This window comes from Rhodanobacter sp. KK11, assembly GCF_033345435.1.
Taxonomy (GTDB): Bacteria; Pseudomonadota; Gammaproteobacteria; order Xanthomonadales; family Rhodanobacteraceae; genus Rhodanobacter.
In genome coordinates, this window is record NZ_JAWPMI010000005.1 from 491,063 (window position 1) to 516,137 (window position 25,075).

Genomic DNA, 25,075 nt, shown 5'->3' on the forward strand with positions numbered 1-25,075 from the left:
AACCTTGACAAGCGAACGATAGGGAAGACCATCGCCCAATGTCAAGCTGACTTGACATCTCATCAAAAAATGTGCGGTAGATGTGAAATATTTGTAATATTCGGAGTCACTCAAAAGTGACTTAGTTGGCATTTTTTGGTGTCGCATTTTGTCAGGGATGGCTTGCAGAGCACGTGCAAACGTTGCCCTGCTTCAAATCCAGCCGCTTCTACAGACCAACCTGACACACCGGTTAACCGTTTACTCGGAAGCTTGGCATGGGCATTGCTTATGCCATCTCAGCCACGGGGGATCCGCGGCATGCATTCCACCCGAGGAGCCCGGGAATGCAGTGCAAGGACCGACCGGCAACAACCCGATCCCGCTGGTCACCGGCCTCCGAGCGCCCTTGCCAGCCCAACCAGTCCACCAACCCGCAAAACATCCACAAGGAAATCCGATGAACAAGATCCTGCTTCCCGCCGCCCTGGCCGCCGCCCTGACTGCCGCTGCCTTCGCCCCGACCGCCCAGGCGGCCAACTCCGGCACCATCAACATCAGCGGCAAGGTGATCAACGACACCTGCACCATCAGCGTGAATGGCGGCAGCTCCACCAGTTCCGTGACCCTGCCCGTCGTGGCGACGGGCGCCCTCAACGCCGCCGGCGCCACCGCGGGCGATACCAACTTCGACATCAAGCTGACCGGCTGCGACAGCAATGTCACCAGCGCCCAGATGGCCTTCGCCGGCGGCAACATCGACCCCAACGGCAACCTCAACACCACCGGCACCGGCCAGGCCACCAACTTGCAGGTGCGCCTGCTCAGCGGCGCCTCGGTGATCAACGCCAAGAGCCAAACCAACGCCCCGGCCATCGCGGTCGCCAGCGGCACCGGCACCACCACGCTGACTGCGCAGTACTACGCCAATGGCGCAGCCGTGGGCGCAGGTCTGGTGAACACCAGCGTCAACTTCACCCTGACCTACCTGTAAGCCCGCGCCACCTGCAGCCGGGACACCGGCTGCAGGCCCGCTCGATCCCACCTTGCCGCTACGGATCTCCCGATGAAAAGCCTGCTCTGCACCCTGGGCGCCGCCCTGTTGGCGCTGGCCGCCGGCATCGGCCCGAGCCACGCCAGCGTAGTGATCGCCGGCACGCGCGTGGTGTTTTCCGCCGCCACCGGCGAGACCACGGTGCACCTGACCAACGAGGGCAAACTGCCTGCCCTGGTCGAGGCCTGGATCGACGACGGCAACCCCGCCTCCACTCCCGACACGGCCAAGGTGCCATTCCTGATCACGCCGCCGCTGACGCGCATGGACGCAGGCAGGGGCCAGAGCCTGCGCATCATCTACACCGGCCAGCCGTTGCCGACCGACCGCGAGTCGCTGTTCTGGCTGAACGTGCTGGAGATCCCGCCCAAGCCCGTGACCAAGCCGGGCGAAGAGCGCAACACGCTGCAGTTCGCCGTGCGCTCGCGGCTGAAGCTGTTCTTCCGCCCGGCCAGCCTGGCCGGCAACCCGCTCACCGCGGGCGAGCAGCTCGGCTGGAGCGTGGCCGCCGACGGCACCGGCTACGCGCTGGTGGTGCGCAATCCGACGCCTTACTACATCACCATCAGCAAGCTGACCTTGCACGTGGATGGTGCCGCCTACATTACCGACAGCGGGATGGTCGCGCCGCTGGCGTCGCTGCACCTGCCCGTGAAGGACCTGCACCGCGCGCCAAGCGCAGGCAGCGCGGTCGACTACACCGTCATCAACGATTTCGGCGCCGGCACCTCCTACAAGGGCACGGTCACGCCGTGAGCTTCCTGCGCGCCAGCGCCAGCGTCAGCGTCAGCGTGACGACTGCGCGCGGGCCGCTGGCCCGTCGCCAGCTGCTGTCAGCCCTGATCGGCCTGGCGCTGTGCGGCTGGGGCGGTCATGCCGCGGCGGCGACTGGCGCGAGTGCGGAAGCCGCCGCCGGCGGTGCGATGGACGCCAGCTTCGACCGCAGCATGCTCCCCGGCGCCGGGCAGAACACCACCGACCTGTCGCGCTTCGAGCGCGGCGACTTCGTGCCGTCGGGCACATACAGCGTGGACCTCTACCTCAACAACCGCCTGGTCGGTCGCAGCGAGGTGCGCTTCGCCGCGCCGTCGAGCGACGCCAGCGCCACGCCCTGCGTCACCCCGGCGCTGCTCGACCAGCTGGGTCTGCATCCGGCCGAGCTGTCGCCCGCGACCACCGCCGCGCTGGCCAGCAGCACCGCCTGCGTCGACATGGCGACGGTGATCCCCGGCGCCAGCCTGAGCTTCCAGATGTCCGACCTGCGTCTGGACACCAGCGTGCCGCAAGCCTATCTGGGGCTGGCGGCACGCGGTTACGTCGATCCGAAGTACTGGGATTCGGGCGTCACCGCCGGCCTGCTCAACTACAACTTCAACAGCTATCGCACCAGCGGCCAGGGGCTGACGCAGACCTCCTCGTACCTCGGCCTGAATGCCGGCCTCAACCTGGGCCGCTGGCACCTGCGCCACGATTCCTCGCTGACCTGGCAGTCGGCCGCCGGCGTCACGCGCGCCAGCCGCCACTGGCAGAACATCGCCACCTACGCGCAGCGCGACCTGCCGTCGCTGCGGGCGCAGCTGACCGTCGGCGACTCCTGGACCAGCGGCGAGATCTTCGACAGCATCGGCCTGCGCGGCGTGCAGATCGCCACCGACGACCGCATGCTGCCGCAGTCGCAACGCGGCTACGCCCCGACCGTGCGCGGCATCGCCGACAGCAATGCCAAGGTGACCGTGCGCCAGAACGGCATGGTGATCTACCAGACCACGGTGGCGCCCGGCCCGTTCGCCATCGACGACCTCTACGCCACCGGCTACGGCGGCGACTTCGAGGTCAGCGTGACCGAGGCCAGCGGCCGCGTGCACACCTTCTCGGTACCGTACGCCTCGGTGCCGCAGCTGTTGCGCCCGGGCACCACGCGTTTCAGCGTGGCCGCGGGCCAGCTGCGCGACAGCACGATCATGCACAAGCCCGGCGTGGTGCAGGCCACCGTGCAGCACGGCTTCACCAACCTGCTGACCGGCTACGCCGGCGCCGCGGGCGCCACCGGCTACGGCGAGCTGCTGCTGGGCGGCGCGCTGAACACGCGCTACGGCGCGCTCGCCCTGGACGCGACCACCGCGCGCACGCGCATCCCCGGCCTGGGCACGCTGTCCGGCCAGAGCGTGCGGCTGAGCTACAGCAAGACCCTGGCGGAAACCGGCACCTCGCTCACCGTGGCCGCCTATCGCTACTCCACCAGCGGCTACCTCTCGCTGGGCGACGCGATGCGCGCGCGTGACTACGCAAAGCGCAACCTGCCGGTGTTCGCCAGCGGCCCGACGCCGACGCCGACCATCAACGGCGTGCCGATCTCCGGCCTGCTCAGCCCCGAACAGCAGGCGGCCCTGGCGGGCATCGACCTGCGCAAACTGCTCACCCCGGTCGGTGTGGACCGTCAGCGCAACAACTTCAGCCTCACCCTGAGCCAGAGGCTGGGCGAACACGGCGGCTCGCTGTACGTGAGCGGCTCGACCCGCAACTACTGGAACCGCCCGGGCCGCGACACGCAATACCAGGTCGGCTACAACAACTCGCTGGGCCGCACGAGCTACAGCGTGTCGGCCAGTCGCGAGCGCGACCTGTTCGGGCACAGCGACAACCGCTTCATGCTCAGCCTCAACATCCCGCTGGGCGCCGGCGAGCACAGCCCCAGCCTTAGCGGCGGCTTCAGCCACGACAGCAGCGGCAACAACCAGGCGCAGGCCACGCTGAGCGGCACCGCCGGCGTCGACAACCGCTTCAGCTACGGCGCCACGCTGGCCCGCGACAACGGCGACGGCGCCGCCGGCACCACCGGCAGCCTCAATGCCGGCTACCGCAACAGCCATGTCGCGATCAATGCCGGCTTCGGTGCCGGCAGCGGCTACTCGCAGGCTTCGCTGGGCGTGGTGGGCAGCATCGTGGCCTACCCCGGCGGCATCAGCTTCGGGCAGATGCTGGGCGATACCGTGGCCATCGTGCAGGTACCGGGCGCCGCCGGGGCACGCATCACCAACGCGGCCGGCGTCACCGTGAACCGCGCCGGTTACGCGCTGGTGCCCTATCTCACCCCCTACCAGCTCAACGCCATCGACATCGACCCCACCGGCCTGCCGCTGGACGTGCAGCTGGACAGCACCAGCACCCAGGTGGCGCCGCGCGCCGGGGCGGTGGTACTGGTGAAGTTCAAGACCGAAAGCGGCCGCTTCGTGCTGATCCAGGCGCACACTGTCGACGGCCTGCCGCTGCCGTTCGGCGCCGAAGTGAGCAATGCACAAGGCCAGCCGGTGGGTATGGTGGGCCAGGCCGGTCGCATCATGGCGCGCCTGTCCGAAGCCACCGGCACGCTCAGCGTGCACTGGCAGGACGACGACGGCAACGCCAAGCAGTGCGCGCTGCCCTACCAACTGCCCGCCCGCGGCAAACCCGCTGGCCCAGGGCGTCAACTCGAACAGATCGACGCGACATGCGCCGCGCCCCGCGCCATGGTTGCGCTTGCCGGGAGTACACCATGAGGCGATCCACGCACTGGCTGATGGCCTCGCTGCTGCTGGCGCTGGCGCCGCTGCCGCGCCTGGCGCAGGCAACCTGCAGTTTTGCCAATCGCACCGGCATGACGCGGGTGATCTTCACCACGCCCGGCCAGATCACGATCCCCGACAACGTCGCCCCCGGCACGGTGTTGTGGACATCGCCCATGGTCGCGCAACAGAGCAATGTCGACGTGAACTGCGACCAGCGAACCACCGGCGGCATCGTCAACTTTCTGGGTACGCAGCCGGCCGGTGGCAGCAACACCTTTCCTACCAACATCCCCGGCCTGGCCATCCGTCTGGCTCGTGGCGACGCCGGCGCATACCTGGTAGCGCCGCCCGCCGACTACCTCGACAGCGGCACTACGACGTTCTCCAAGACAACCTCGCTGGAACTGGTCGCCACCGGCCCCATCGCCAACGGCAGCACCCTCAGTGCCGGCCAACTCGCACACTGGGACTTCGGCAATCTGAGTTCGATCGTGGTATTCCAGACCGCGAATGCCACCGTCTTCACGCGACCGGCCTGCACCATCGCCATCGATCCCACCACGGTCACCCTGCGCGCCGTTACCTCCAGCGAGCTACAGGGCGGCAACGGCACCACGGCCGCCGATACGCCCTTCGCCATCCAGCTCAGTTGTACCTCGGCCACCGCACTGGACATCACCCTGGATGCCAACAACCCGGTCAACAAAAATACCGGCGTGCTGAGCAACATCGCCGGCGGTGCCTCTGCCGCGAAAGGCGTGGCCGTGCAGATCACCGACCAGGATGGCACCCCTGTGAAGCTGCAGAAGGCGATACGCGTGAATACCAGCAGCGGCCCCTTCCCCATCCCATTCGCCGCACGCTACTACCGCACCAACGGCACACTGAGCCCGGGCCTGGTCAATGCCACCGCCACCTATACGGTGACCTACCCGTAATTTCAGTCGTATGTGCGGGTGACCAGCCTGGCCATGACCCTGCCGTCGGCCGCCACCGGGGCGTAACTGGCGAAATAGTCGAGCAAACGGTCGTTGCTCCGACTCGCCATGGCCAGATCGATCACTTCGCGGGTATAAGTGCGGCCGGCATCGGTGGCCGTACGGCCGCACACCAGACGCTGCGCCGCCGCTCCGCTGGCAACGTGCATGTCGGCTCCAAACTCCGCCATGGAGCAGGTCGGCTCGACCACCGCACCGGAAAACACGATGCGGCCAGTTGCGGCTCTTGCAGCCGACATGCCGGCAAGCATGACCAGCGCGACCATTGCGCAACCTGCCAACCAGGTACCGAGCGGGCTTGCCATTCCATTCACCTCTGCAGGTACCCCGGCCATTACGGGGTTCCTCAGGAGGCTTTCGGCGCGCTACGCCCGGGCTTTACCGGTTTGGGTCAACCCATGCCGCAAAACGTGATGCACATCACATTAAATGGCACGTTGGAGCCGGATATCGCCGCAGCCACCTGTCGAGCCCGCCGATTTACTCCCCGCCACGTGAGCCGCGCGTGAGATGGCACGCGCAAAGAACAGGGCCGCCCCTGGCTCGCCCTGGTGGAGAGGCGCCGGGCCGGGCGCGATATCGGCGTGAAAGCGGTGCGCTTGTCAGCGCGAGGAGATGTATTTCTCGCGGCGGATCTGCGGCACCGGCAGGCCGTACTCCTTCAGTGCGGTGAAGGCGGCGTCGACCATGTTGGGGTTGCCGCACAGGTAGGCGATGTCGCGGTCGGCATGCGGGCCGAGTTCGGCCAGCACGTGCTGCACGTGGCCGTGGCGGTCGCCGGGGCGCGGCACGGCGCGGGCCTCGCGGCTGAGGCAGGCGTGGAAGGTGAAGCCGGGGTGGGCCTGGGCGAACGCCTCGAACTCCCCGCCATAGAGCAGTTCGGCCTCGTTGCGCGCACCGTAAAGCAGCACCACTTCGCGGCCGCCCTGCGCCAGCAGCTTCTCGATCTGCGGCAGCATCGCGCGGTAGGGGGTGACGCCGGTGCCGGTGGCCAGCAGCAGGTAGCGCGGATGGCGGTCGGCTTCCTGCAGGCAGAAGCGGCCGTACGGGCCGCTGGCATCGACCACCCCGCCGACCGGCAGCTCGCCGAGCAGCCTGGTGGCGGCGCCGCCTTCGACGTAGCTCACGGCGATCTCGATGCGTTGCACCGGCGAGCTGCCGTCGCCCACCGTGGCCACCGAGTAGCTGCGCTTGGTGGCGGTGCCGTCGTCGTAGTGGAAATGCACCTGCAGGAACTGGCCGGGCTGGAACGCCAGCGGCTGGCCGTCGACGCGCTCGAACACCAGGTGGCGCACGGTGGGCGCAAGCATGCGGCTGTCGACGAGACGGAGCTGGAAGTGGTCGGCCATGGAAGGTTTCCGGGAACGGTGTGTGTCGTCCGGCATGGCCGGACGACGGGACGTAGCCCGCTATAATAAGGGTTAACCTTCCCGGTGCAGCCCATGTCCCCGCAGTCCCCAGTTACGACTCCGGCGCTCGTCGTCGACGACCTGCGCAAAACCTACGGCAACGGCGTCGAGGCGCTGAAGGGCGTCAGCCTCACCGTGCAGCCCGGCGACTTCTTCGCCCTGCTCGGCCCCAACGGCGCCGGCAAGTCCACCCTGATCGGCATCCTGTCCTCGCTGGTGAACTCCACCTCCGGCGACGCGCGGGTGTTCGGCCTGTCGGTGAACCGCCAGCGCAGCGAGGCGATGCGGCTGATCGGCCTGGTCCCGCAGGAGATCAACTTCAACCAGTTCGAGAAGCCGTTCGACATCTGCGTGAACGAGGCGGGCTTCTACGGCATCCCGCGCAGGATTGCCGCCGAGCGCGCTGAGAAATACCTGAAGGAGCTGCGCCTGTGGGACAAGGCGCAGCACCAGGCGCGCATGCTTTCCGGCGGCATGAAGCGGCGCCTGATGATCGCCCGTGCGATGATGAACGAGCCGAAGCTGCTGATCCTCGACGAGCCCACCGCGGGCGTGGACATCGAGATCCGCCGCTCGATGTGGCAGTTCATCAGCGGCATCAACGCGGCCGGCACCACGGTGATCCTCACCACCCACTACCTCGAGGAAGCCGAGCAGCTGTGCCGCAACATCGCGATCATCGACCACGGCACCATCGTGGAGAACACCTCGATGAGGCAGTTGCTGTCCAAGCTCGACGTGGAAACCTTCGTGCTCGACGCCGCGCGCGTGCCCGACGCACTGCCCACGCTGCCCGGCGTGACGCTGCGCCGCGTGGACGAGCGCACGCTGGAGGCCGAGATGGCCCGCTCGCACGATCTCAACACGCTGTTCGCGGCGCTCAGCACGCACGGCGTCATGGTGACCTCGATGCGCAACAAGACCAACCGGCTGGAGGAGCTGTTCGTGCGCCTGGTGGAGAACGGTCGCGGCGAGGAGAAGGCCGCATGAGCAACGCCTCCGCCAACCTGGTCGCGCTGAACACCATCGTGCGCCGCGAGATCGTGCGCATCGTGCGCATCTGGACGCAGACGCTGATCCCGCCGGCGATCACCATGACGCTGTACTTCGTGATCTTCGGCAAGCTGATCGGCAGCCGCATCGGTACCGTGCAGGGCGGCTTCACCTACATGCAGTACATCGTGCCCGGCCTGGTGATGATGAGCATCATCACCAACAGCTACGGCAACATCTCCAGCTCGTTCTTCGGCGCCAAGTTCAGCCGCGCGGTGGAAGAGATGCTGGTATCGCCGATGCCGAACTGGGTAATCCTCACCGGCTACGTGGCCGGCGCGGTGGTGCGCGGCCTGGTGGTCGGCGCGCTGGTGCTGCTGATCGCGTTGTTCTTCACCGACCTGCACGTGATGCATCCGCTGGTCACCTTCGCCTCGGTGCTGCTGGGCGCCACCATCTTCTCGCTGGCCGGCTTCATCAACGCGGTGTACGCGAAGAAGTTCGACGACATCGCGTTGGTGCCCACCTTCATCCTCACCCCGCTGACCTACCTCGGCGGCGTGTTCTATTCCATCACGATGCTGGGCGAGCCGTGGCAGGCGATCTCGCGCGCCAACCCGATCCTGTACATGGTCAACGCGTTCCGCTACGGCGTGCTCGGCATCAGCGACGTGCACGTGGGCTGGGCCTTCGTGGTGATGCTCGGCTTCGTGGCGGCGCTGTCGATCGTGGCGCTGCAGTTGCTCAAGCGCGGCGTCGGGCTGCGCTCCTGAATGCCGGGATTCGGGATTCGCAAAAGCCGCGAGCCCGCGAGCCTGTGCCTTGCCGAATCCCGAATGCCCAATCCCGGCCCTGACCCATGCGAGTAAACAAATACATCAGCGAAGCCGGCCTGTGCTCGCGCCGCGAGGCGGACGAATGGCTGGCCGCCGGCCGCGTCAGCATCAACGGCGAGGTGGTCGGCACCGGGGCCAAGGCACTGGAGGGCGACGAGGTGCGCGTGGACGGCGAGATCGTCAAGGCTCGCATGCTGGCCGCCACGCCGGCGGCGAAGAAGGCCATCTACATCGCGCTGAACAAGCCGGTCGGCATCACCTGCACCACCGACCAGAGCGTGTCAGGCAACATCGTGGACTTCGTCGACCACCCGCAGCGGATCTTCCCGATCGGCCGGCTGGACAAGGATTCGGAAGGACTGATCCTGCTGACCAGCAACGGCGACATCGTCAACGAGATCCTGCGCGCGGAGAACCACCACGAGAAGGAATACCTGGTCGGCGTGAACAAGGCGGTGACCGACGAGTTCCTGGCCGGCATGGCCAAGGGCGTGCGCATCCACGGGCAGATGACGAAACCCTGCCGTACCCGCCGCATCGCCAAGTTCGGCTTCGCCATCGTGCTGACCCAGGGTTTGAACCGGCAGATCCGCCTGATGGCCGCCGCGTTCGGCTACCGCGTGACCCAGCTGCGGCGCGTGCGCATCGACAACGTAAAGCTGGGGCATCTCAAGCCCGGCCAGTGGCGCAACCTCACCGACGCGGAACTGAAGGGCCTGCTGCCCGGCCGCACGCAGTGGTGATTTTTCTCCTCCCCCTGCGCGCAGGGGGAGGTTGGCGACCGAAGGGAAGTCCTTCAGGTGAGGGGGTAAAGCTCTTGCTTGATGATCAAGAGCGACCCCACCCCAGCCCTCCCCTGCAAGCAGGGGAGGGAGTAGGGACCGACAAGCATCAGGCCGCGGGCAGGCTCTGCAGATCCCAGCGCGGACGCACCTGTACCGTTTCGTCCTGCTGCTGGCCGGCGGCCAGGCGGATCGCGCCGGCCAGCGCGATCATCGCGCCGTTGTCGGTGCAGAACGCCAGCCGCGGGAAGTAGGTGCGGAAGCCATCCCTCTCGCCCGCCGCGGCCAGTTCCGCGCGCAGGCGACGGTTGGCGCCCACGCCGCCGGCGATCACCAGCCGGTGGGTGGCGGTGGCTTCCAGGGCACGGCGGCACTTGATCAGCAGGGTGTCGACGATCGCTTCCTCGAAGGCGCGGGCGACGTCGGCGCGGGTCTGTTCCGACTGGTCGGACTGCTGCCAGGCCAGCAACACCTGGGTCTTCAGGCCGGAAAAGCTGAAATCCAGTCCCGGCCGGTCGGTCATCGGACGGGAGAAGCGGAACGCGCCGGGCCGACCCTGCTCGGCGAGCTTCGCCAGCGCGGGTCCGCCGGGGTACGGCAGGCCCATCAGCTTGGCGGTCTTGTCGAAGGCCTCGCCGGCAGCGTCGTCCAGGGTGTCGCCCAGGATGCGGTACTCGCCGATCGCCTGCACCTCGACCAGCATCGAGTGCCCGCCGGAGACCAGCAGCGCCACGAACGGCGGCTCGGGCGGGTCGTCCTCCAGCAGCGGCGCCAGCAGGTGGCCCTCCATGTGGTGCACCCCGATCGCCGGTACGCCCAGCGCCCAGGCCAGCGCGCGCCCGGCGGAAGCACCCACCAGCAGCGCGCCGACCAGGCCGGGGCCGGCGGTATAGGCCACCCCGCCCAGGTCGCGCACGCTCAAGCCCGCCTGGGCCAGCGCCTCACGGATCAGCGGCAGCAGCTTGCGCACGTGGTCGCGGCTGGCCAGTTCCGGCACCACCCCGCCGTAGTCGGCGTGCAGCTTGATCTGGCTGTACAGGGTGTGGGCCAGCAGGCCGCGGCCCGGCGCGCCCGGTTCCCAGCGCAGCACGGCCACGCCGGTCTCGTCGCAGGAGCTCTCGATGCCCAGCACGGGCTTTGAAAATTCACTGGTTTCCACGGTATACTTCGCGGCTCGCTCTACCCAAACAGTCCCGTCGACGGGGCAGATTACCACTCGGAGTTTCCATGCCCAACGTAAAAGTTCGCGAGAACGAGCCGTTCGAGATCGCACTGCGTCGTTTCAAGCGCACCTGCGAAAAGGCCGGCGTGCTGGCCGAAACGCGCAAGCGCGAGTTCTACGAAAAGCCGACCCAGGAGCGCAAGCGCAAGCGTGCCGCCGCGGTGAAGCGCCATCTGCGCCGCCTGTCGCGCGACGTCTCGCGCAAGGTCCGTCTGTACTGAGTTTCCCCGCTCGCCATCCGTCGGCGGGCCGCCCGCGTCTTCACGCGGCGCATGCAGGAAACACGGTCGGCGCGGGATCTCGCAGCCGCCGCAAGCACTCCGGATTCGACCTCGGCCGGTGTTGTCCTCGGGACAACGCCGGCCTTGTCGTTTCCGTAGAATCATCCACCCATCTTCCGAGGCTTTCGCCCATGACGCTCAAGCAGCAGATCACCGAAGACATGAAGACCGCCATGCGCGGCGGCGACAAGCACCGCCTCGGCGTGATCCGGCTGATGCTGGCGGCGATCAAGCAGCGCGAGGTGGACGAGCGCATCGAGCTGGACGACGCGCAGGTGCTGACGGTGCTGGAGAAGATGCTGAAGCAGCGCAAGGACTCGGTCAGCCAGTACGCTGCCGCCGGCCGCGAGGACCTGGCCGACGTGGAGCGCGCCGAGATGACGGTGATCGAGGGTTACCTGCCGGCCAAGCTCGGCGACGAGGAGATCGACGCGCTGATCACCGCCGCGATCGCCGCCACCGGCGCCAGCTCGCCGCGCGACATGGGCAAGGTGGTGGCCGCGGTGAAGGAAAAGGCCGCCGGCCGCGCCGACATGGGCGTGGTCTCGGGGCGGATCAAGGCGCGCCTGGCCGGCTGAGCGTCCCGGCCACGATCAGCAAGCCCAGCAGCACCAGCACGCCAGCGACCACCGCCAGCGCGATGCGATGGCGGCGCCGGCGCAGCCGCTGCCAGTTCGCCACGTCGAGGAACCAGCGGCCCTCGCCCGGGCAGCGCAGCACCGCGTGGCTCACCAGCCCGTACCAGGCCATGCCCGGTTTCAGGCCCAGCTGCTCCACCGTGCAAGCGGTTGCCGCCGTGGTGGCGGCAGACCGCTCGAACACGCGCACGATCGCGCGCTGCCTGAGCATCATCACCGTGCTGATCACCATGACTGGTCACTCCGGAGGGCGGCTAGCCAGCTTGCCGCGCCGCACCCGCACTGGCAAGGCGCCATGCCATGCATCGCGTTCACGTCCGCCCCGCTACAACCGCCGTGAACCGCGGTTGCCGCCGCGCCGGTGATCGTCACCGCAGGAGAAATGCATGCTGAAGTGGGCCATCATCTTCGCCATTGTCTCGCTGATCACCGGCTGGCTCGGCTTCGGCAGCGTCTCCGGCGCCACCGCCACCATCGCCAAGGTGCTGTTCGCCTGCTTCGTGATCCTGTTCCTGCTGGCGGTGCTGGCGCTGATCGGCGTGATCAGGCTGTTCTAGCGTCGACTCGGACCGATGCCTGTCGCCGCATGCGCCGAGGGCCGGTCACCCGGCACGGAACGAAGGCCCGTTTCCGTGCGATCCGCTGCTCTTCGCTGCGACATTTCGCCTCAGGTCGGCGCCATCCGCCCGCACCTCCCCGGCGGCGACCGACTAGACTAGGCGGTCTATGCGCGGCCTGATTCCCGACAGCTTCATCGACGAACTGCTCGCCCGCGTCGACATCGTCGACGTGATCGAGCGGCGCGTGCCGTTGAAGAAGGCCGGACGCGAGTGGACCGCCTGCTGCCCATTCCACAACGAGCGCACGCCCTCGTTCTACGTCAGCCCGGCCAAGCAGTTCTTCCACTGCTTCGGCTGCGGCGCACACGGCAGCGCGGTGAAGTTCCTGATGGACTACGAGCGGCTGGAGTTCCCCGACGCGGTGGAGGAGCTGGCGCAGACGGTGGGCCTCACCGTGCCGCGCGAGGGCGGCCGCGACGAGCGCCCGCGCGAGGACAAGACCGACCTGTACGCGCTGCTAGATGCCGCCGCCGCCTGGTACGAGGGCGAGCTGCCGCGCAGCGCCGACGCCCAGGCGTATTGCCGGAAACGCGGGCTGGACGCGGAGACGATCAAGCGTTTCCGTCTCGGCTGGGCGCCGGCCGGCTACGACGGCGTGATCAAGGCGCTGGGCAACACGCCGCGACGGATGGAACTGCTCAACGAGGCGGGCATGGTCGCCTCGAGCGAGCGCGGCAGCAAGTACGACCGTTTCCGCGAACGGCTGATGTTCCCGATCCTCGACCGCCGCGGCCGCGTGATCGCCTTTGGGGGACGGGTACTGAGTGCGGAGCAATCCCCGAAGTACCTCAATTCGCCCGAGACCCCGCTGTTCCACAAGGGCCGCGAGCTGTTCGCGCTGTGGCAGGTGAAACAGGCCAACCCGAAGCTGGAGCGCATCGTGGTGGTCGAGGGCTACATGGACGTGATCGCGCTGCACCAGGCCGGGCTGCCGATCGCGGTGGCCACGCTCGGCACGGCCACGACGCCCGAGCACACCGAAATGCTGTTCCGCGCCACGCCGGACGTGGTGTTCTGCTTCGACGGCGACCGCGCCGGCCGCGCCGCCGCGTGGAAGGCGCTGGAATCGGCGCTGCCGCGGCTGCGCGACGGCCGCCAGGCGTACTTCCTGTTCCTGCCCGAGGGCGAGGACCCGGACACGCTGGTACGCAAGGAGGGCAAGGAGGGCTTCGAAAAGCGCATCCGGGAAGCGATGCCGCTGTCGGACTACTTCTTCAACGAGCTGTCGCATGACGTCGACATGGCCAGTCTCGACGGCCGCGCCCGGCTGGCCGAGCGTGCGCGCCCGCTGATCGCGAAACTGCCCGATGGCGCCTTCCGCGACCTGATGGCGCAGGAGCTGGAAAAGCGCAGCGGCGCCCGCGCGCTGCTGCAGGTCGACCCGGCCGCGCAGCGCGCCGTGCAGCGGCCCACCGCGGTGCAGCGCAGCCTGGTGCGCAGCGCGATCTCGCTATTGCTGGCGCAGCCGGGGATGGCCGACCAGGTGGAAAGGCCCTATCGCTTCCTGCGCCTGGACAAGCCCGGCGTGGCGCTGCTGGCCGAGCTGCTCGACCTCGCGCGCGCGCGACCCGGCATCAACTCGGCGATGCTGGTGGAACATTTCGCCGAGCGGCCGGAATACCCTTCGTTGCAGAAGCTGATGGCGGCACTGGCGGTGGGCGAGCCCGAGGCGCAACGCAGCGAGTTCTTCGACGCGCTGACGCGGATGGAAGACCAGGCCACGACCCAGCGTCGCGACGCACTCACCGCGAAGAGCCGCGAGAGTACGCTGGACCCCGCCGAGAAGGCGGAACTGCGCGAGCTGCTGGCCGCCCGTGTACGGCCGCCGGTGGCCTCGGCCTGACCGCGATGAAGCACCGCCCGCCCGCCCATGCCGCGCCGGCCGCCGGACTCCGTCCGGGTGTGGGATCATGCCCGGCCGCGGCCCGGCGGGTTCCGCCTGACGCGCAAGGATACTGATGGATCTGCTGCAGCAACTGGTGACGATCTTCGCCGAGAACGGCTATGTGGCCGTGTTCATCGCGCTGATGATCTGCGGCGCCGGGCTACCGCTGCCGGAGGACGTCACCCTGGTCGCCGGCGGCGTGATCGCCGGCCTGGGCTACGCCAACGTGCACGCGATGTTCGCGCTGGCGATGTTCGGCGTGCTGCTGGGCGACTCGGCGATCTTCCTGCTCGGCCACCACTACGGCGCGCGCATCCTCGGGTGGCGCTTCGTGGCGCGCGTACTGACGCCTTCGCGCTACGCCAAGGTGCAGGAGAAATTCGACCAGTACGGCAACCGCATGCTGTTCTTCGCGCGCTTCCTGCCCGGCATGCGCACCACCGTCTACCTCACCGCCGGCACCACCCACCGGGTGTCGTTCCTGCGCTTTTTGCTGATCGACACCGCCGCTGCGCTGATCAGCGTGCCGATCTGGGTCTACCTGGGCTACTTCGGCGCCGACAACCACGAGTGGCTGGTGAAATGGCTACACCGCGGCCAGAGCAGCCTGTGGGTGCTGATCGGCCTCCTCGCACTGCTCGCGCTGGGGCTGTGGTGGAAGCGCCGGCGCCGCACACGCTGCGGGCTGGACTGAGCCGCCCGCATGTCGTCGCGACGCGCCGGCCCCGACAACTTCACCCTCGCCCTGCTCGCTACCGTGGCACTGGCTTCGTTGCTGCCGTGCCACGGCGAGGCCGCGCGGGTGTTCGACATGGTTACCGACGCGGCGATCGCGCTGCTGTTCTTCCTGCACGGCGCCAAACTGCCGCGCGCGGCGATCATGCAGGGCCTCACCCACTGGCGGCTGCATCTGACCGTGTTCGCCGGCACCTTCGTGCTGTTTCCGCTGCTGGGGTTGGCGCTGCAACCGCTCGGGCACGCGCTGTTGACGCCCGAGCTTTATCTCGGCGTGCTGTTCGTGTGCACGCTGCCGTCCACGGTGCAGTCGTCGATCGCCTTCACCTCGATCGCCGGCGGCAACGTCGCCGCCGCGGTGGTCAGCGCCTCGATGTCGAACCTGATCGGCATCGTGCTGACCCCGCTGCTGGTCGGCCTGCTGCTGACCAGCAGCGGCGGCGGCGTTTCCTGGCGGGGCGTGCCGGACATCATGCTGCAGTTGCTGCTGCCGTTCGCGCTGGGCCACGCGGCGCGGCGCCGGATCGGCGGCTGGGTCGACCGCCACCGGCCGCTGCTCGGCTACACCGATCAGGGCACGATCCTGCTGGTGGTGTACACCGCGTTCAGCGCCGCGGTGGTCGGCGGCCTGTGGCGCGACACGCCGGCCTCGGCCCTGTTCGCCACGCTGGCGATGTGCGCGCTGCTGCTGGCGCTGGTGATGCCCACGCTGACCTGGGCCGCGCGCCGGCTCGGCTTTTCGCGCGGGGACGAGATCACCATCGTGTTCTGCGGCTCCAAGAAGAGCATGGCCAGCGGCATCCCGATGGCGAAGATCCTGTTCGCCGGCCAGCTCGGTGGCCTCGGCGCGCTGGTGCTGCCGCTGATGATCTTCCACCAGTTGCAACTGATGGTGTGCGCAGTGGTGGCGCGGCGCTACGCCACGCGGGCGGCGGCGACGGACGACACGCTGGAGGCGGATTGACGCCCGCCGGCAGCCCGCACGCCGCCACCCGCGGCCATGCTCACAGCCAGCGTTCGTAGCGGCGGATATAGACCAGCTTCATCAGCTGGGTCAGCACGCCGTAGGTGAGCACGGTCAACGCCACCCAGCCGAAGAACGCCGCCGGCAGCGGCGTCATGCCGATCTTGGCGCCGAGGCCGCTGAACGGAATGAACAGGCCGATCAGGATGATCGCACTGGTCAGCGCCAGCACCGGTGCCGAGGCAATGCTCTGCAGGAACGGGATCCGGCGCGTGCGGATCATGTGCACGATCAGCGTCTGCGTGAGCAGGCTCTCGACGAACCAGCCGGACTGGAACAGCGCCTGGTGCTGCACCGAGTCCGCGCCGAACACATGCCACAGCAGCGCAAACGTGGTGATGTCGAAGATCGAACTGACCGGGCCGATCCACACCATGAAGCGGCCGATGTCGCTGGCGTCCCACTTGCGCGGCCGGCGCAGGTATTCCTCGTCCATGCGGTCGAACGGGATCGACAGCTGCGAGATGTCGTACAAGAGATTAAGCACCAGGATCTGCAGCGGCAGCATCGGCAAAAACGGCAGGAACGCGCTCGCCACCAGCACGCTGAACATGTTGCCGAAGTTCGAGCTGGCGGTCATCTTGATGTACTTGATGATGTTGCCGAAGGTGACGCGGCCTTCCAGCACGCCCTCCTCCAGCACCATTAGGTTCTTCTCCAGCAGGATGATGTCGGCCGACTCCTTGGCGATATCGGTGGCGGTGTCCACCGAGATGCCCACGTCGGCCTCGCGCAGCGCCGGCGCATCGTTGATGCCGTCGCCGAGGAAGCCCACCGTGTGGCCCTGGCGCTGCAGCGACTTCACCACGCGCGCCTTCTGCAGCGGCGACATCTTGGCGAACACGGTGGTGCGCCGGACCAGTTCGTCCAGCGCCGCGTCGTCCAGTGGCTCGATGTGCCTGCCCTGCGCGGAGTGCTCCACGTCCAGTCCCACCTCGCGGCAGATCTTGCGCGTCACCGCCTCGTTGTCGCCGGTGATCACCTTCACTTCGACGCCGTGGTGGTGCAGCGCGGCGATCGCGGTGGCGGCGCTGTCCTTCGGCGGGTCGAGGAAGGCCAGGCAGCCGATGGCGACCAGGTCGCCCTCGTCGGCCACGCCGTAGGCACGGCCGGCCGGCGGCTGCTGCCTGATGGCGACCACCAGCACGCGCAGGCCGTCCTCGTTGAGGCCGCGCGTCATCGCCTTGATCTCGGCGCGCATCTGGTCGGTCATCGGCCGGATCGCCTCGCCTGCCTTGGCGTACGCGCAGATCGACAGCATCTCCTCCACCGCGCCCTTGCATACCAGCAGCTCGCGGCCGTCGCCGTTGCCCAGCACCACCGACATGCGCCGGCGCTGAAAGTCGAACGGGATTTCGTCGACGATGCGGTAGTGCTGCGCCACCGCCTCCAGATCACGGTGCTCCAGCACGGCCTTGTCCATCAGGTTCTTCAGGCCGGTCTGGAAGCGGCTGTTGAGGTAGCCGTATTCCAGCGCCTCGTCGGACTCCTCGCCGTACAGGTCGAGGTGACGCTCCAGCACGATCCTGTCCAGCGTGAGCGTGCCGGTCTTGTCGGTGCACAGCACGTCCATCGCGCCGAAGTTCTGGATCGCGTTGAGGCGCTTGACCACCACCTTGCGCCGGGACATCGCCAGCGCGCCCTTGGCGAGGTTCGCCGTCACGATCAGCGGCAGCATCTCGGGCGTCAGGCCCACCGCCACCGACAGCGCGAACAGGAACGCCTGCAGCCAGTCGTGCTTGTCCAGGCCGTTGATCAGGAACACGATCGGCACCATCACCGCCATGAAGCGGATCAGCAGCCAGCTGACGCTGTTCACGCCGCGGTCGAAGCTGGTCTGCACGCGCTGGCCGACGATGGTGCGCGCCAGCGAGCCGAGGTAGGTGCGCGCACCGGTGGCCACCACCACCGCGGTAGCGCTGCCGCTCACCACGTTGGTGCCCATGTAGCAGACGGTGGGCAGGTCCAGCGGACTGCCGCCGTGGTGGCCTCCCTCCGGCTCGTCGCCGGCACGCAAGTGTGCAGGCGCGGACTTCTCCACCGGCAGCGACTCGCCGGTGAGGATGGCCTGGCTGATGAACAGGTCCTTGGCCCCCAGCAGGCGCAAGTCCGCCGGCACCATGTCGCCCGCCGCCAGGTGCACGAGATCGCCCGCCACCAGCTCGCCCACCGGCACCTCGATGCGCTCGCTGTGGCCATCGGAGGCGCGCCGCGTTACCGTGGCGGTGTTGCGCACCATCGCCTTCAGCTGCTCCGCCGCCTTCGAGGAGCGGTACTCCTGGGTGAAGCTCAGCAGCACGCTGATACCCACCATCGCCGCGATGATCGCCGGCCCGGTGAGATCGCTGGCGTCGGTGAACAGCTGCACCGCGGCCAGCACCAGCAACACGATGATGAACGGATTCTTGAACGCGCGCAGCAGCTGCCGCGACCAGTGCGGCGGCTTCTCGTGCGAGACCTCGTTGATGCCGTCGCGCTCCAGCCGCGCGGCGATCTGCGCCTCGTCGAGGCCGGCCGGCGTGCTGTCCAGCGCGGCGAGCAGCGCCTCGTTGTCACGGAACGCCTCCTGCGCCACCGCCACGCGCGCCGCCGGCGCGCCCTTGCCCGGCGCCTTCGGGAGGGCGCCCTGGATGGATTGCTTGATCATGACCCGCTTCCGTGAACCCGCTGGTGCCTGTCGCCGGAGCGAGCCCGCGGAATCAATCCGCCGATCGCGCCGGCACCGTCGCGCATGGCCGCGCTGGCGGCCGCAATGACTCCGCCACTGGCGGAGGCCACCCCTTGCATGAGGTCATGGCGACCATCAGCGGCTGGATACGCGCGTAAGGTGGCCGGACGACGGCAGCCGGCCCGGCTTGGTCGCCGTGGCGCGCTGGCTGGCATCGGCCCGGTGGTGCAGTTCGATCACGTTGTCGCCCGAAGGCCGCTCCAGCGGGGCGGGCACGGTGATGGTGTAGGTGGCGCGCGCGGCCCCGCGACGGCCGGCCAGCAGCCGGCGCAGCGTGCGCAGCAGAGTGGAATCGCGAAGGAGCTTCATGGCCCATCTCCTCGTTACGGCGCCCACGGCGCCGCGGGAGGTGGGCCGGTCTTCCCTAGTCGAGGAAAGCGCCAGCCGACCGCGGGCGGTCGCCGCAGATCATCAGCTTGTTATGCAATGCCGGCACCCGATGCGAGCGGATGTCGACGTTGCGACTAGGGTAAACGTCCATATGCCTTGGTTGGTCAGGATAGGAAGCCGGCAGGCGCAGGCGCGCCGGAAGGCGCGCGCATTGTGGTGCCGCGATGTGCACCTGTCAATCCGCCACTCGTTCATTTCACCGTGCCGGGCCACGTGAAAGAATCGGGAACCGGCCACGCCACTGCCGGGTCCCATGCCGGTCCCATCCACGCACTGGATCGCCACGATGCCCCCTGCCCAGCCATCCTCCGGTTTCCGGGATCTGATGGCGAAATCCAGCGCCGCGCTCGACCAGGGTGATCCGCACCAGGCCGGCGAACTGGCCGCGCAGGCGTTGCGAATGCAACCGGACCACCCCGAGGCCCACTACCTGGCCGGGCTGGCCGCGATGTCCCTGCGGCAGCTGCCGCAGGCACTCGAGCACCTGCACCAGGCCGCCAGCCTGCAGCCGCGGCATCCCGCCTACGCGGTGCAATTTGCGCGCGCATTGGTGCGCGCCCATCGCAGTGGCGATGCACTGCAGGTCGCCAATGTCGCATCTGCCCTGTCGCCGCAGGATCCGCTGCTGCTGGACGCGCTCGGTACCGTGTATACCCAATGCCATGCGCTCGAGCGCGCCGCCGTGGCATTCCGGCGCGCCGTGGCTCTCGCTCCCGGCAACCCGGTCTGCCATTTCAACTTCGCCACATCGTTGATCTTCAGCGGCGACACCGCGCAGGCGGAAAGCGAGCTTGAGGCCTGCCTCGCGCTGGCGCCGGATTACTGGCCCGCCTACGACATGCGCTCGCGGCTGCGCCGGCAGACTCCGGCCGACAATCATGTCGACGCGCTGCTCTCGCTGCTCGCCCGGACCAACGGCAACCCGACCGCACAGCTGCAGTTGCACCTGGCCTTGGCCAAGGAGTACGAGGATCTGGGCGAGTACGCCAGGGCCTTCGAGCACATCACCGCCGGCAAGGCGATGAACCGTGCTTCGCGCAGCTATTCCTTCGCCCGCGACGAGGCGATCGTGCAGGCGCTGATCCGCGCGTTCCCCGAGCCCCGGCCACAGCCCCCCGGCTGCCTCAGCGACGAGCCGATCTTCGTCACCGGCATGCCGCGCTCCGGCACCACCCTGGTGGAGCGCATCCTGTCCAGCCATCCGGAGGTGTACGCCGCCGGCGAACTGGAGAACTTCGGCATCACGCTGGAACGCCTGTCCGGCGCGCGTTCCGCCGTGATGCTGGAGCCGGCGGTGATCGAGCGTGCATGCCACATCCCGTGGGTGCAGCTGGGGGACATCTACCTGTCCAGTACGCGGCCGGCGACCAGCCTCAAGCCGCGCTTCATCGACAAGCTGCCGCACAACTTCCTCTACATCGGCTTCATCGCGAACGCGCTGCCCAACGCGCGCATCATCTGCCTGCGGCGCAACCCGCTGGATACCTGCCTCAGCAATTTCCGCGAGCCGTTCGCCGAAACCTCGCCGTTCCACGGCTACTCGTTCGACCTGCTCGACACCGGGCGCTACTACATCCTGTTCGATCGCCTGATGGCGCACTGGAAACGGGTACTGCCCGGCCGCGTCCTCGAGGTGGACTACGAGACCCTGGTGACCTCACAGGAAACCAGCACCCGCCAACTGCTGGCGCACTGCGACCTGCCCTGGAACGATGCCTGCCTGCACTTCGAGCGCAACCGCTCTCCGACGGGCACGGCCAGTTCGGTGCAGGTACGCGCACCGATCCATCAGGGGGCCGTCAGGCGCTGGAAAAAGTACGAGGCGCAACTGGCCGGCCTGCGCGAACTGCTGACCGCGGCAGGCATCGACTGCGATCGCTGACCACGCCTCCGTCCGTGGGCGGAACTCCCGGCAAGCGCGGAGCGAAGCCCGCCGACGCAAGCGCCGATCAGGCCAGCTGCTGCAATGCCGGCCCCTGCCGCACGATCGGCTCGACCAGCCAGTGGTCGACCAGCAGGAACGCGAACAGCGCCATCAGGTAGACGATGGAGTAGTTGAACACCTTCATCGCATACAGCTCGTCCGGCGGATTCAACAGGCGCACCGCGTAATACAGGAACGCCCCGCCGAGCACCGCGGCGCCGCCCAGGTAGACCAGTCCGCTCATCCCGGTCAGCGCCGGCAGCAGGGTCACCAGCACCAGCAGCACGGTGTAGAACAGGATGTGCCAGCGGGTGAACACCACACCGTGGGTCACCGGCAGCATCGGCACCTGCGCGCGCGAGTAGTCGTCGCGGCGGAAGATCGCCAGCGCCCAGAAGTGCGGCGGCGTCCACACGAAGATGATCAGGCACAGCTGCAGCGCGTACGGGTGCAGCGCGCCGGTGACCGCGGTCCAGCCCAGCACCGGTGGAATCGCCCCGGCGAGGCCGCCGATCACGATGTTCTGCGGCGAGGCGCGCTTGAGAAAGGCGGTGTAGATCACCGCATAGCCGATCAGCCCGGCGAAAGTCAGCACCGCGGTCAGCGTGTTGACCAGCAGGACCAGCACCAGCATCGAGGCAATGCCCAGCGCCAGCGCGAACACGAACACCTGGCGCACGTTGAGGTGGCCGGTGGCCAGCGGCCGGTGCGCCGTGCGCACCATCACCTTGTCGATGCGCTGATCGATCAGCTGGTTGAATGCGGCCGCCGACGAGGAGGCCAGCCAGATGCCCAGCGTGCCGAACACCAGCGCGCGCCACGGCGGCACGCCCGGCACGGCGAGGAACATGCCGATCACCGCACAGAACACCAGCAGCGCGACGATGCGCGGCTTGGTCAGTTGCAGGTACTGGGAAAATTGCAGGTTCACGGGAGCGTTCGGCAGCAGGTGACCGCCTAGTGTAATGCCTGGCGCCAGGACGGGCACAGGCCGCCTGCCGGCGATCTCCCGCCGGCAGGCAAGGCGTCAGGGTTGCGAGCCGGCCAGCTCGTTCGGCACGACGTCGGTGTAATTCGCGAATTCCGAGTACGACAGGCGGTGGTCGTGGTCCAGGTCGTACTTGTCGAACTGTGCCCGCAGCACCGCCATCTCCTTCGGCAGTTCGGAACGGCTCAACAGCATGTCGTGATCGCGGTCGAGCCTGAGGAAAGCGTCCGACGACTGCTGCGGGGTCATCAGCGGCTGCTTGTGCGCGTGCCGCAACGCCTCGGTCGCCGTCATCTCGAACGACTTGCTGTTCTCGTTCTGTATCTGGCGCGTCATCTCGAGCCTGCCCGGGGACTGGCCCTTCTGCGGCCGCTCCTGCGCCACCGCGCTTTCGATCCGTGCCGCACCGACCGATACCAAGCCGACAACCACGACAACCATCCGCATGCCCATTCCCATATAGAGATGCTCCTGCCGTCATTCGATGTGTCGACAGCGCCCGCTGCGGAAAGCACCATGGGAACGCCCTGACGGGTTCCAGCTTCCGCAGTCGCGGGGAAGCTGTCAATGGTCACGTAGTCATGCGTTGCTGCGTGCGTGCCAGCGTGGCCAGCAGGGCGAACAGCAACAGGGCGGCCACGCCGTTGTGTGCGGTCGCCACGGCCAGCGGCAGGCCGAAGTACACGTTGCTGATGCCCAGCAGCAGCTGGCCCGCCAGCGCCAGCGCGATCGCCATGCCGTATCGGCGCAGGCCGCGCCGCGCCATCCTTAGCGCCAGCCAGCCGAGGTAGCAGAACACCACCAGTGCGCCGATGCGGTGCGCGAGCTGGATCGCGCTGCGCGCCGCCATGTCGAGCACGCCGCCCTCGTAGTTCACGCCGATCCCGCGCCACAGCACGAAGCCTTCGCGGAAGTCGGTCGGCGGCACCCACTGGCCGAGGCACTCGGGGAACGAGCCGGGGCCGTAGCCGCAGGCCAGCGCCGCGTAGTTCGCCGAGGTCCAGCCGCCCAGTGCGATCTGGCACAGCAACAGCACGATGCCGATCGTCACCAGCCGGCGCAGGTCGGCCAGACCGTCGCCCTCCGCCGCCACGCCAGCGAAACGTAGCGCGGCCCAGGCCAGCAGCGCGAAGGTGGTCATGCCGCCGAGCAGGTGACCCATCACCACGATGGGCTTGAGCAGCAAGGTCACCGTCCACATGCCGAGCATCGCCTGGAAGATGATCACCGCCAGCGCCAGCACGCAGATTTTCCAGGCGCCGGAACGCGGCAGCCGGATCGCGGCGATCAGCGGCAGCGCAATCGCGCAAGCCGCCAGCGCGGATGACCACAGGTGCTCGCCACGCATGTACAGACCCACGCCGAGAGCCGCGAACACGGCACCGGCGAGCACCGCCAGCAGCGTACCGCGCCGGCGCCAGCCGGCCAGCAGCGCCAGCGCCAGCACCAGCACGCCGAGTGTGCCGGCAAGGAAGCGATGCACCTGCTCGCGCCAGGCCTTGTGCGCCTCGAACGGGCGATCCGGGAACGCCGCGTCGGCATGCGCCACCGCCTGCGCGTGCTGCGGCCAGGTCACCTGGCCGTAGCAGGTCGGCCAGTCCGGGCAGGACAGGCCGGCGTTCGACAGCCGCACGAACGCGCCGAACATCACCAGCCCGAACGCGAACACCGCCGCGAACAACGCCAGCCAGCGCAATAGTTGCAGGGAGCGCGGCGGCATCACTTGATCACCTTCTGCAGGTCCTTGCGCAGCCCGGACGGATCGAAGCCGGCGCGATACAGCGACAACGCGGTGCCGTTGGATTCCACCAGCAGCGCGCTCACGCTGTCCGGCGCGCTCGGCCGGAACCCGGCCAGCTTGCCGTCGACGTCGGTGCCGAGCTGCCAGTAGTTGCGCATGCCGTCGCGCGCGTCATCCACGGGCGGCGTGCCCAGGTAAAGCAGGCGCAGGCGCGACTGGTTGCGGTTCAGGGTGACCCGCGCCGCGGCCATGCTGGTCAGCGTGGCCAGGCAGTGCGCGGCGCAGTCGGGGCCGGCCAACGCCACCAGGGTTAGCCGCGGCTGGCTGTCGCGCCAGGCGTAGGGCTGGCCATCCGCCAGCTGCACGCGCAACCGCTCGTCGACGAAGTTGCGTTGCGGCAGGATCGGCTCGCCGTTGCCCTTGGTGCCCGGCTGCCAGCCGCTCCAGCTGAGCAGGCCGGCGACGATCATCGGCGCGACGAACGCCAGCACGATCAGCAGCAGGAAGAGTCGGCTCTTGCGCACGGTGGCAGGGTCAGCAGCTTTCATCGGTTCTCATCGACCTTGGTGGAATCGGAGCGGCGCGGCTTGCGCTTGCGATGCACGACCAGCAGGATCACCACCGCGGCCAGCGCGAAGGTGAACCACTGGAACGCATAGGCCCGATGCCGCGCCGGCGGCATCGAGGAAAAATCGAGGTTGCGCTCACGCTCGTAGATCGCCGCCGGGTCGGGGTCCAGCGCCAGCACGCGCGGATACAACGGCCGCCCGAGGTCGGCGGCGACCTGCGCGGGATCCAGGAAGATCGCGCTCTTCGGCCATTGCGTCTGCCGCGCCAGCGCATTGCCGCCCATCTCGAAACCGACCGGCGGCGGCGGCACGTACAGCCCCTGCAGGCTCACCCTGCCGGTCGGCAGCGGCGGCACCTGGGGCGGCTTGTCGCTGCCGTTGCCGGGCAGGAAACCGAGATCGACCAGCAGCAACGACGCGCGGCCATCCAGCGCCAGCGGCGCGTACACCTGCACGCCGCCGCGGCGGTCGTGCTTCGGGTTGTCCAGCAGGTACATGCGGTCGGCCAGGTAGTGGCCATCGACCTTCACCCGCGGGAAGCCATCCGCCGGCGGCGCGTCGGCCACCCCGGCAAAGTCCTGCAGCGGCGCCGCAGCGGCCGCGGCATAGCGTCGCAGAAGCGCGTCCTTGAAGTCGGCACGATGCAGCTGCCAGATGCCCAGACGCACGAACAGCAACGCTCCAGCCGCAGTCAGCAGCAGCGCCCACCACGAAGGGCGACGGAATCCGCTCAC

The 25,075-nt window shown here is 68.3% G+C and carries 25 protein-coding genes; 14 read left to right on the forward strand and 11 right to left on the reverse strand.

The genetic code is table 11. From position 1 onward, the window contains the following. The first annotated feature begins 439 nt into the window (after positions 1 to 439). The 4 genes from R5H19_RS15750 to R5H19_RS15765 all read left to right on the forward strand — a co-directional run bounded on the left by R5H19_RS15750 (position 440) and on the right by R5H19_RS15765 (position 5,516). Entirely contained in the window at positions 440 to 973 is a 534-nt protein-coding gene (locus tag R5H19_RS15750) for a fimbrial protein (protein WP_318159987.1), read from the forward strand. A gap of 72 nt (positions 974 to 1,045) precedes the next feature. Beyond that, positions 1,046 to 1,789 (forward strand): fimbria/pilus periplasmic chaperone, encoded by a 744-nt coding sequence (locus R5H19_RS15755; protein ID WP_318159988.1) that lies wholly within the window; start codon positions 1,046 to 1,048, stop codon positions 1,787 to 1,789. Further along, complete coding sequence (locus R5H19_RS15760) at positions 1,786 to 4,569, forward strand: fimbria/pilus outer membrane usher protein (RefSeq protein ID WP_318159989.1); 2,784 nt, start codon at positions 1,786 to 1,788, stop codon at positions 4,567 to 4,569. The genes R5H19_RS15755 and R5H19_RS15760 overlap by 4 nt, the downstream gene beginning before the upstream one ends. A gap of 20 nt (positions 4,570 to 4,589) precedes the next feature. Then, positions 4,590 to 5,516: a fimbrial protein gene (locus R5H19_RS15765; protein WP_318159990.1), complete on the forward strand. Its 927-nt coding sequence runs from the start codon at positions 4,590 to 4,592 to the stop codon at positions 5,514 to 5,516. Between the two features lie 2 nt (positions 5,517 to 5,518). Here R5H19_RS15765 and R5H19_RS15770 read toward each other — a convergent pair whose 3' ends face one another. Beyond that, entirely contained in the window at positions 5,519 to 5,842 is a 324-nt protein-coding gene (locus tag R5H19_RS15770; RefSeq protein ID WP_318159991.1) for a hypothetical protein, read from the reverse strand. A 336-nt stretch (positions 5,843 to 6,178) separates the two neighbouring features. Beyond that, positions 6,179 to 6,925: an FAD-binding oxidoreductase gene (locus R5H19_RS15775; protein WP_318159992.1), complete on the reverse strand. Its 747-nt coding sequence runs from the start codon at positions 6,923 to 6,925 to the stop codon at positions 6,179 to 6,181. Between the two features lie 93 nt (positions 6,926 to 7,018). Between R5H19_RS15775 and R5H19_RS15780 the strand changes: the two genes are divergently transcribed. The 3 genes from R5H19_RS15780 to R5H19_RS15790 all read left to right on the forward strand — a co-directional run bounded on the left by R5H19_RS15780 (position 7,019) and on the right by R5H19_RS15790 (position 9,557). Next, entirely contained in the window at positions 7,019 to 7,975 is a 957-nt protein-coding gene (locus R5H19_RS15780) for an ABC transporter ATP-binding protein (protein WP_318159993.1), read from the forward strand. Beyond that, positions 7,972 to 8,751 (forward strand): ABC transporter permease, encoded by a 780-nt coding sequence (locus R5H19_RS15785; protein ID WP_318159994.1) that lies wholly within the window; start codon positions 7,972 to 7,974, stop codon positions 8,749 to 8,751. Before R5H19_RS15780 ends, R5H19_RS15785 begins: the two co-directional genes overlap by 4 nt. Positions 8,752 to 8,837: 86 nt before the next feature. Then, a complete protein-coding gene (locus R5H19_RS15790; RefSeq protein ID WP_318159995.1) occupies positions 8,838 to 9,557 on the forward strand; it encodes a pseudouridine synthase in 720 nt (239 codons plus the stop codon). A gap of 148 nt (positions 9,558 to 9,705) precedes the next feature. Here the strand turns inward: R5H19_RS15790 and tsaD are convergent, their stop codons facing one another. Further along, the gene (gene tsaD / locus R5H19_RS15795) at positions 9,706 to 10,755 is read right to left on the reverse strand and encodes a tRNA (adenosine(37)-N6)-threonylcarbamoyltransferase complex transferase subunit TsaD (RefSeq protein ID WP_318159996.1); all 1,050 of its coding nucleotides are present in this window, start codon (positions 10,753 to 10,755) and stop codon (positions 9,706 to 9,708) included. Positions 10,756 to 10,823: 68 nt separating this feature from the next. Here tsaD and rpsU point away from each other — a divergent pair, with 68 nt between their 5' ends. Then, complete coding sequence (rpsU, locus tag R5H19_RS15800) at positions 10,824 to 11,039, forward strand: 30S ribosomal protein S21 (RefSeq protein WP_007081639.1); 216 nt, start codon at positions 10,824 to 10,826, stop codon at positions 11,037 to 11,039. Between the two features lie 191 nt (positions 11,040 to 11,230). Further along, a complete protein-coding gene (locus R5H19_RS15805; protein WP_318159997.1) occupies positions 11,231 to 11,677 on the forward strand; it encodes a GatB/YqeY domain-containing protein in 447 nt (148 codons plus the stop codon). Here R5H19_RS15805 and R5H19_RS15810 read toward each other — a convergent pair. Continuing rightward, on the reverse strand, positions 11,655 to 11,969 hold the full coding sequence (locus R5H19_RS15810) for a hypothetical protein (protein ID WP_318159998.1): 315 nt from the start codon (positions 11,967 to 11,969) through the stop codon (positions 11,655 to 11,657). The genes R5H19_RS15805 and R5H19_RS15810 overlap by 23 nt on opposite strands. 154 nt (positions 11,970 to 12,123) lie before the next feature. Here R5H19_RS15810 and R5H19_RS15815 point away from each other — a divergent pair, with 154 nt between their 5' ends. From R5H19_RS15815 to R5H19_RS15830, 4 genes are all read left to right on the forward strand, one after another. After that, on the forward strand, positions 12,124 to 12,294 hold the full coding sequence (locus R5H19_RS15815; RefSeq protein ID WP_318159999.1) for a DUF1328 domain-containing protein: 171 nt from the start codon (positions 12,124 to 12,126) through the stop codon (positions 12,292 to 12,294). 169 nt (positions 12,295 to 12,463) lie between these two features. Further along, positions 12,464 to 14,200 carry a DNA primase gene (dnaG, locus tag R5H19_RS15820; RefSeq protein WP_318160000.1) on the forward strand — a complete coding sequence of 579 codons (1,737 nt, stop codon included), beginning with the start codon at positions 12,464 to 12,466 and terminating at the stop codon, positions 14,198 to 14,200. Between the two features lie 115 nt (positions 14,201 to 14,315). After that, entirely contained in the window at positions 14,316 to 14,936 is a 621-nt protein-coding gene (locus tag R5H19_RS15825; RefSeq protein WP_318160001.1) for a DedA family protein, read from the forward strand. A 9-nt stretch (positions 14,937 to 14,945) separates the two neighbouring features. Beyond that, positions 14,946 to 15,941 carry a bile acid:sodium symporter family protein gene (locus R5H19_RS15830; RefSeq protein WP_318160002.1) on the forward strand — a complete coding sequence of 332 codons (996 nt, stop codon included), beginning with the start codon at positions 14,946 to 14,948 and terminating at the stop codon, positions 15,939 to 15,941. A gap of 40 nt (positions 15,942 to 15,981) precedes the next feature. Here the strand turns inward: R5H19_RS15830 and mgtA are convergent, their stop codons facing one another. Both mgtA and R5H19_RS15840 read right to left on the reverse strand, forming a co-directional pair. Then, positions 15,982 to 18,648 carry a magnesium-translocating P-type ATPase gene (gene mgtA, locus R5H19_RS15835; RefSeq protein WP_318160003.1) on the reverse strand — a complete coding sequence of 889 codons (2,667 nt, stop codon included), beginning with the start codon at positions 18,646 to 18,648 and terminating at the stop codon, positions 15,982 to 15,984. 156 nt (positions 18,649 to 18,804) lie between these two features. Next, the gene (locus R5H19_RS15840; RefSeq protein ID WP_318160004.1) at positions 18,805 to 19,038 is read right to left on the reverse strand and encodes a hypothetical protein; all 234 of its coding nucleotides are present in this window, start codon (positions 19,036 to 19,038) and stop codon (positions 18,805 to 18,807) included. A gap of 367 nt (positions 19,039 to 19,405) precedes the next feature. Here R5H19_RS15840 and R5H19_RS15845 point away from each other — a divergent pair, with 367 nt between their 5' ends. Then, positions 19,406 to 21,001, forward strand: a complete 1,596-nt coding sequence (locus tag R5H19_RS15845; protein WP_318160005.1) for a sulfotransferase — start codon at positions 19,406 to 19,408, stop codon at positions 20,999 to 21,001. 67 nt (positions 21,002 to 21,068) lie between these two features. Here the strand turns inward: R5H19_RS15845 and cyoE are convergent, their stop codons facing one another. From cyoE to R5H19_RS15870, 5 genes are all read right to left on the reverse strand, one after another. Beyond that, on the reverse strand, positions 21,069 to 21,974 hold the full coding sequence (cyoE, locus tag R5H19_RS15850) for a heme o synthase (RefSeq protein WP_318160006.1): 906 nt from the start codon (positions 21,972 to 21,974) through the stop codon (positions 21,069 to 21,071). 96 nt (positions 21,975 to 22,070) lie between these two features. Next, the gene (locus R5H19_RS15855; RefSeq protein ID WP_318160007.1) at positions 22,071 to 22,463 is read right to left on the reverse strand and encodes an EF-hand domain-containing protein; all 393 of its coding nucleotides are present in this window, start codon (positions 22,461 to 22,463) and stop codon (positions 22,071 to 22,073) included. Positions 22,464 to 22,602: 139 nt separating this feature from the next. After that, positions 22,603 to 23,751, reverse strand: coding sequence for a COX15/CtaA family protein (locus R5H19_RS15860; RefSeq protein WP_318160008.1), 1,149 nt, complete (start codon positions 23,749 to 23,751; stop codon positions 22,603 to 22,605). Then, positions 23,751 to 24,320: a hypothetical protein gene (locus R5H19_RS15865; protein ID WP_318160009.1), complete on the reverse strand. Its 570-nt coding sequence runs from the start codon at positions 24,318 to 24,320 to the stop codon at positions 23,751 to 23,753. The genes R5H19_RS15860 and R5H19_RS15865 overlap by 1 nt, the downstream gene beginning before the upstream one ends. After that, complete coding sequence (locus R5H19_RS15870; RefSeq protein ID WP_318160010.1) at positions 24,317 to 25,075, reverse strand: SURF1 family protein; 759 nt, start codon at positions 25,073 to 25,075, stop codon at positions 24,317 to 24,319. Before R5H19_RS15870 ends, R5H19_RS15865 begins: the two co-directional genes overlap by 4 nt.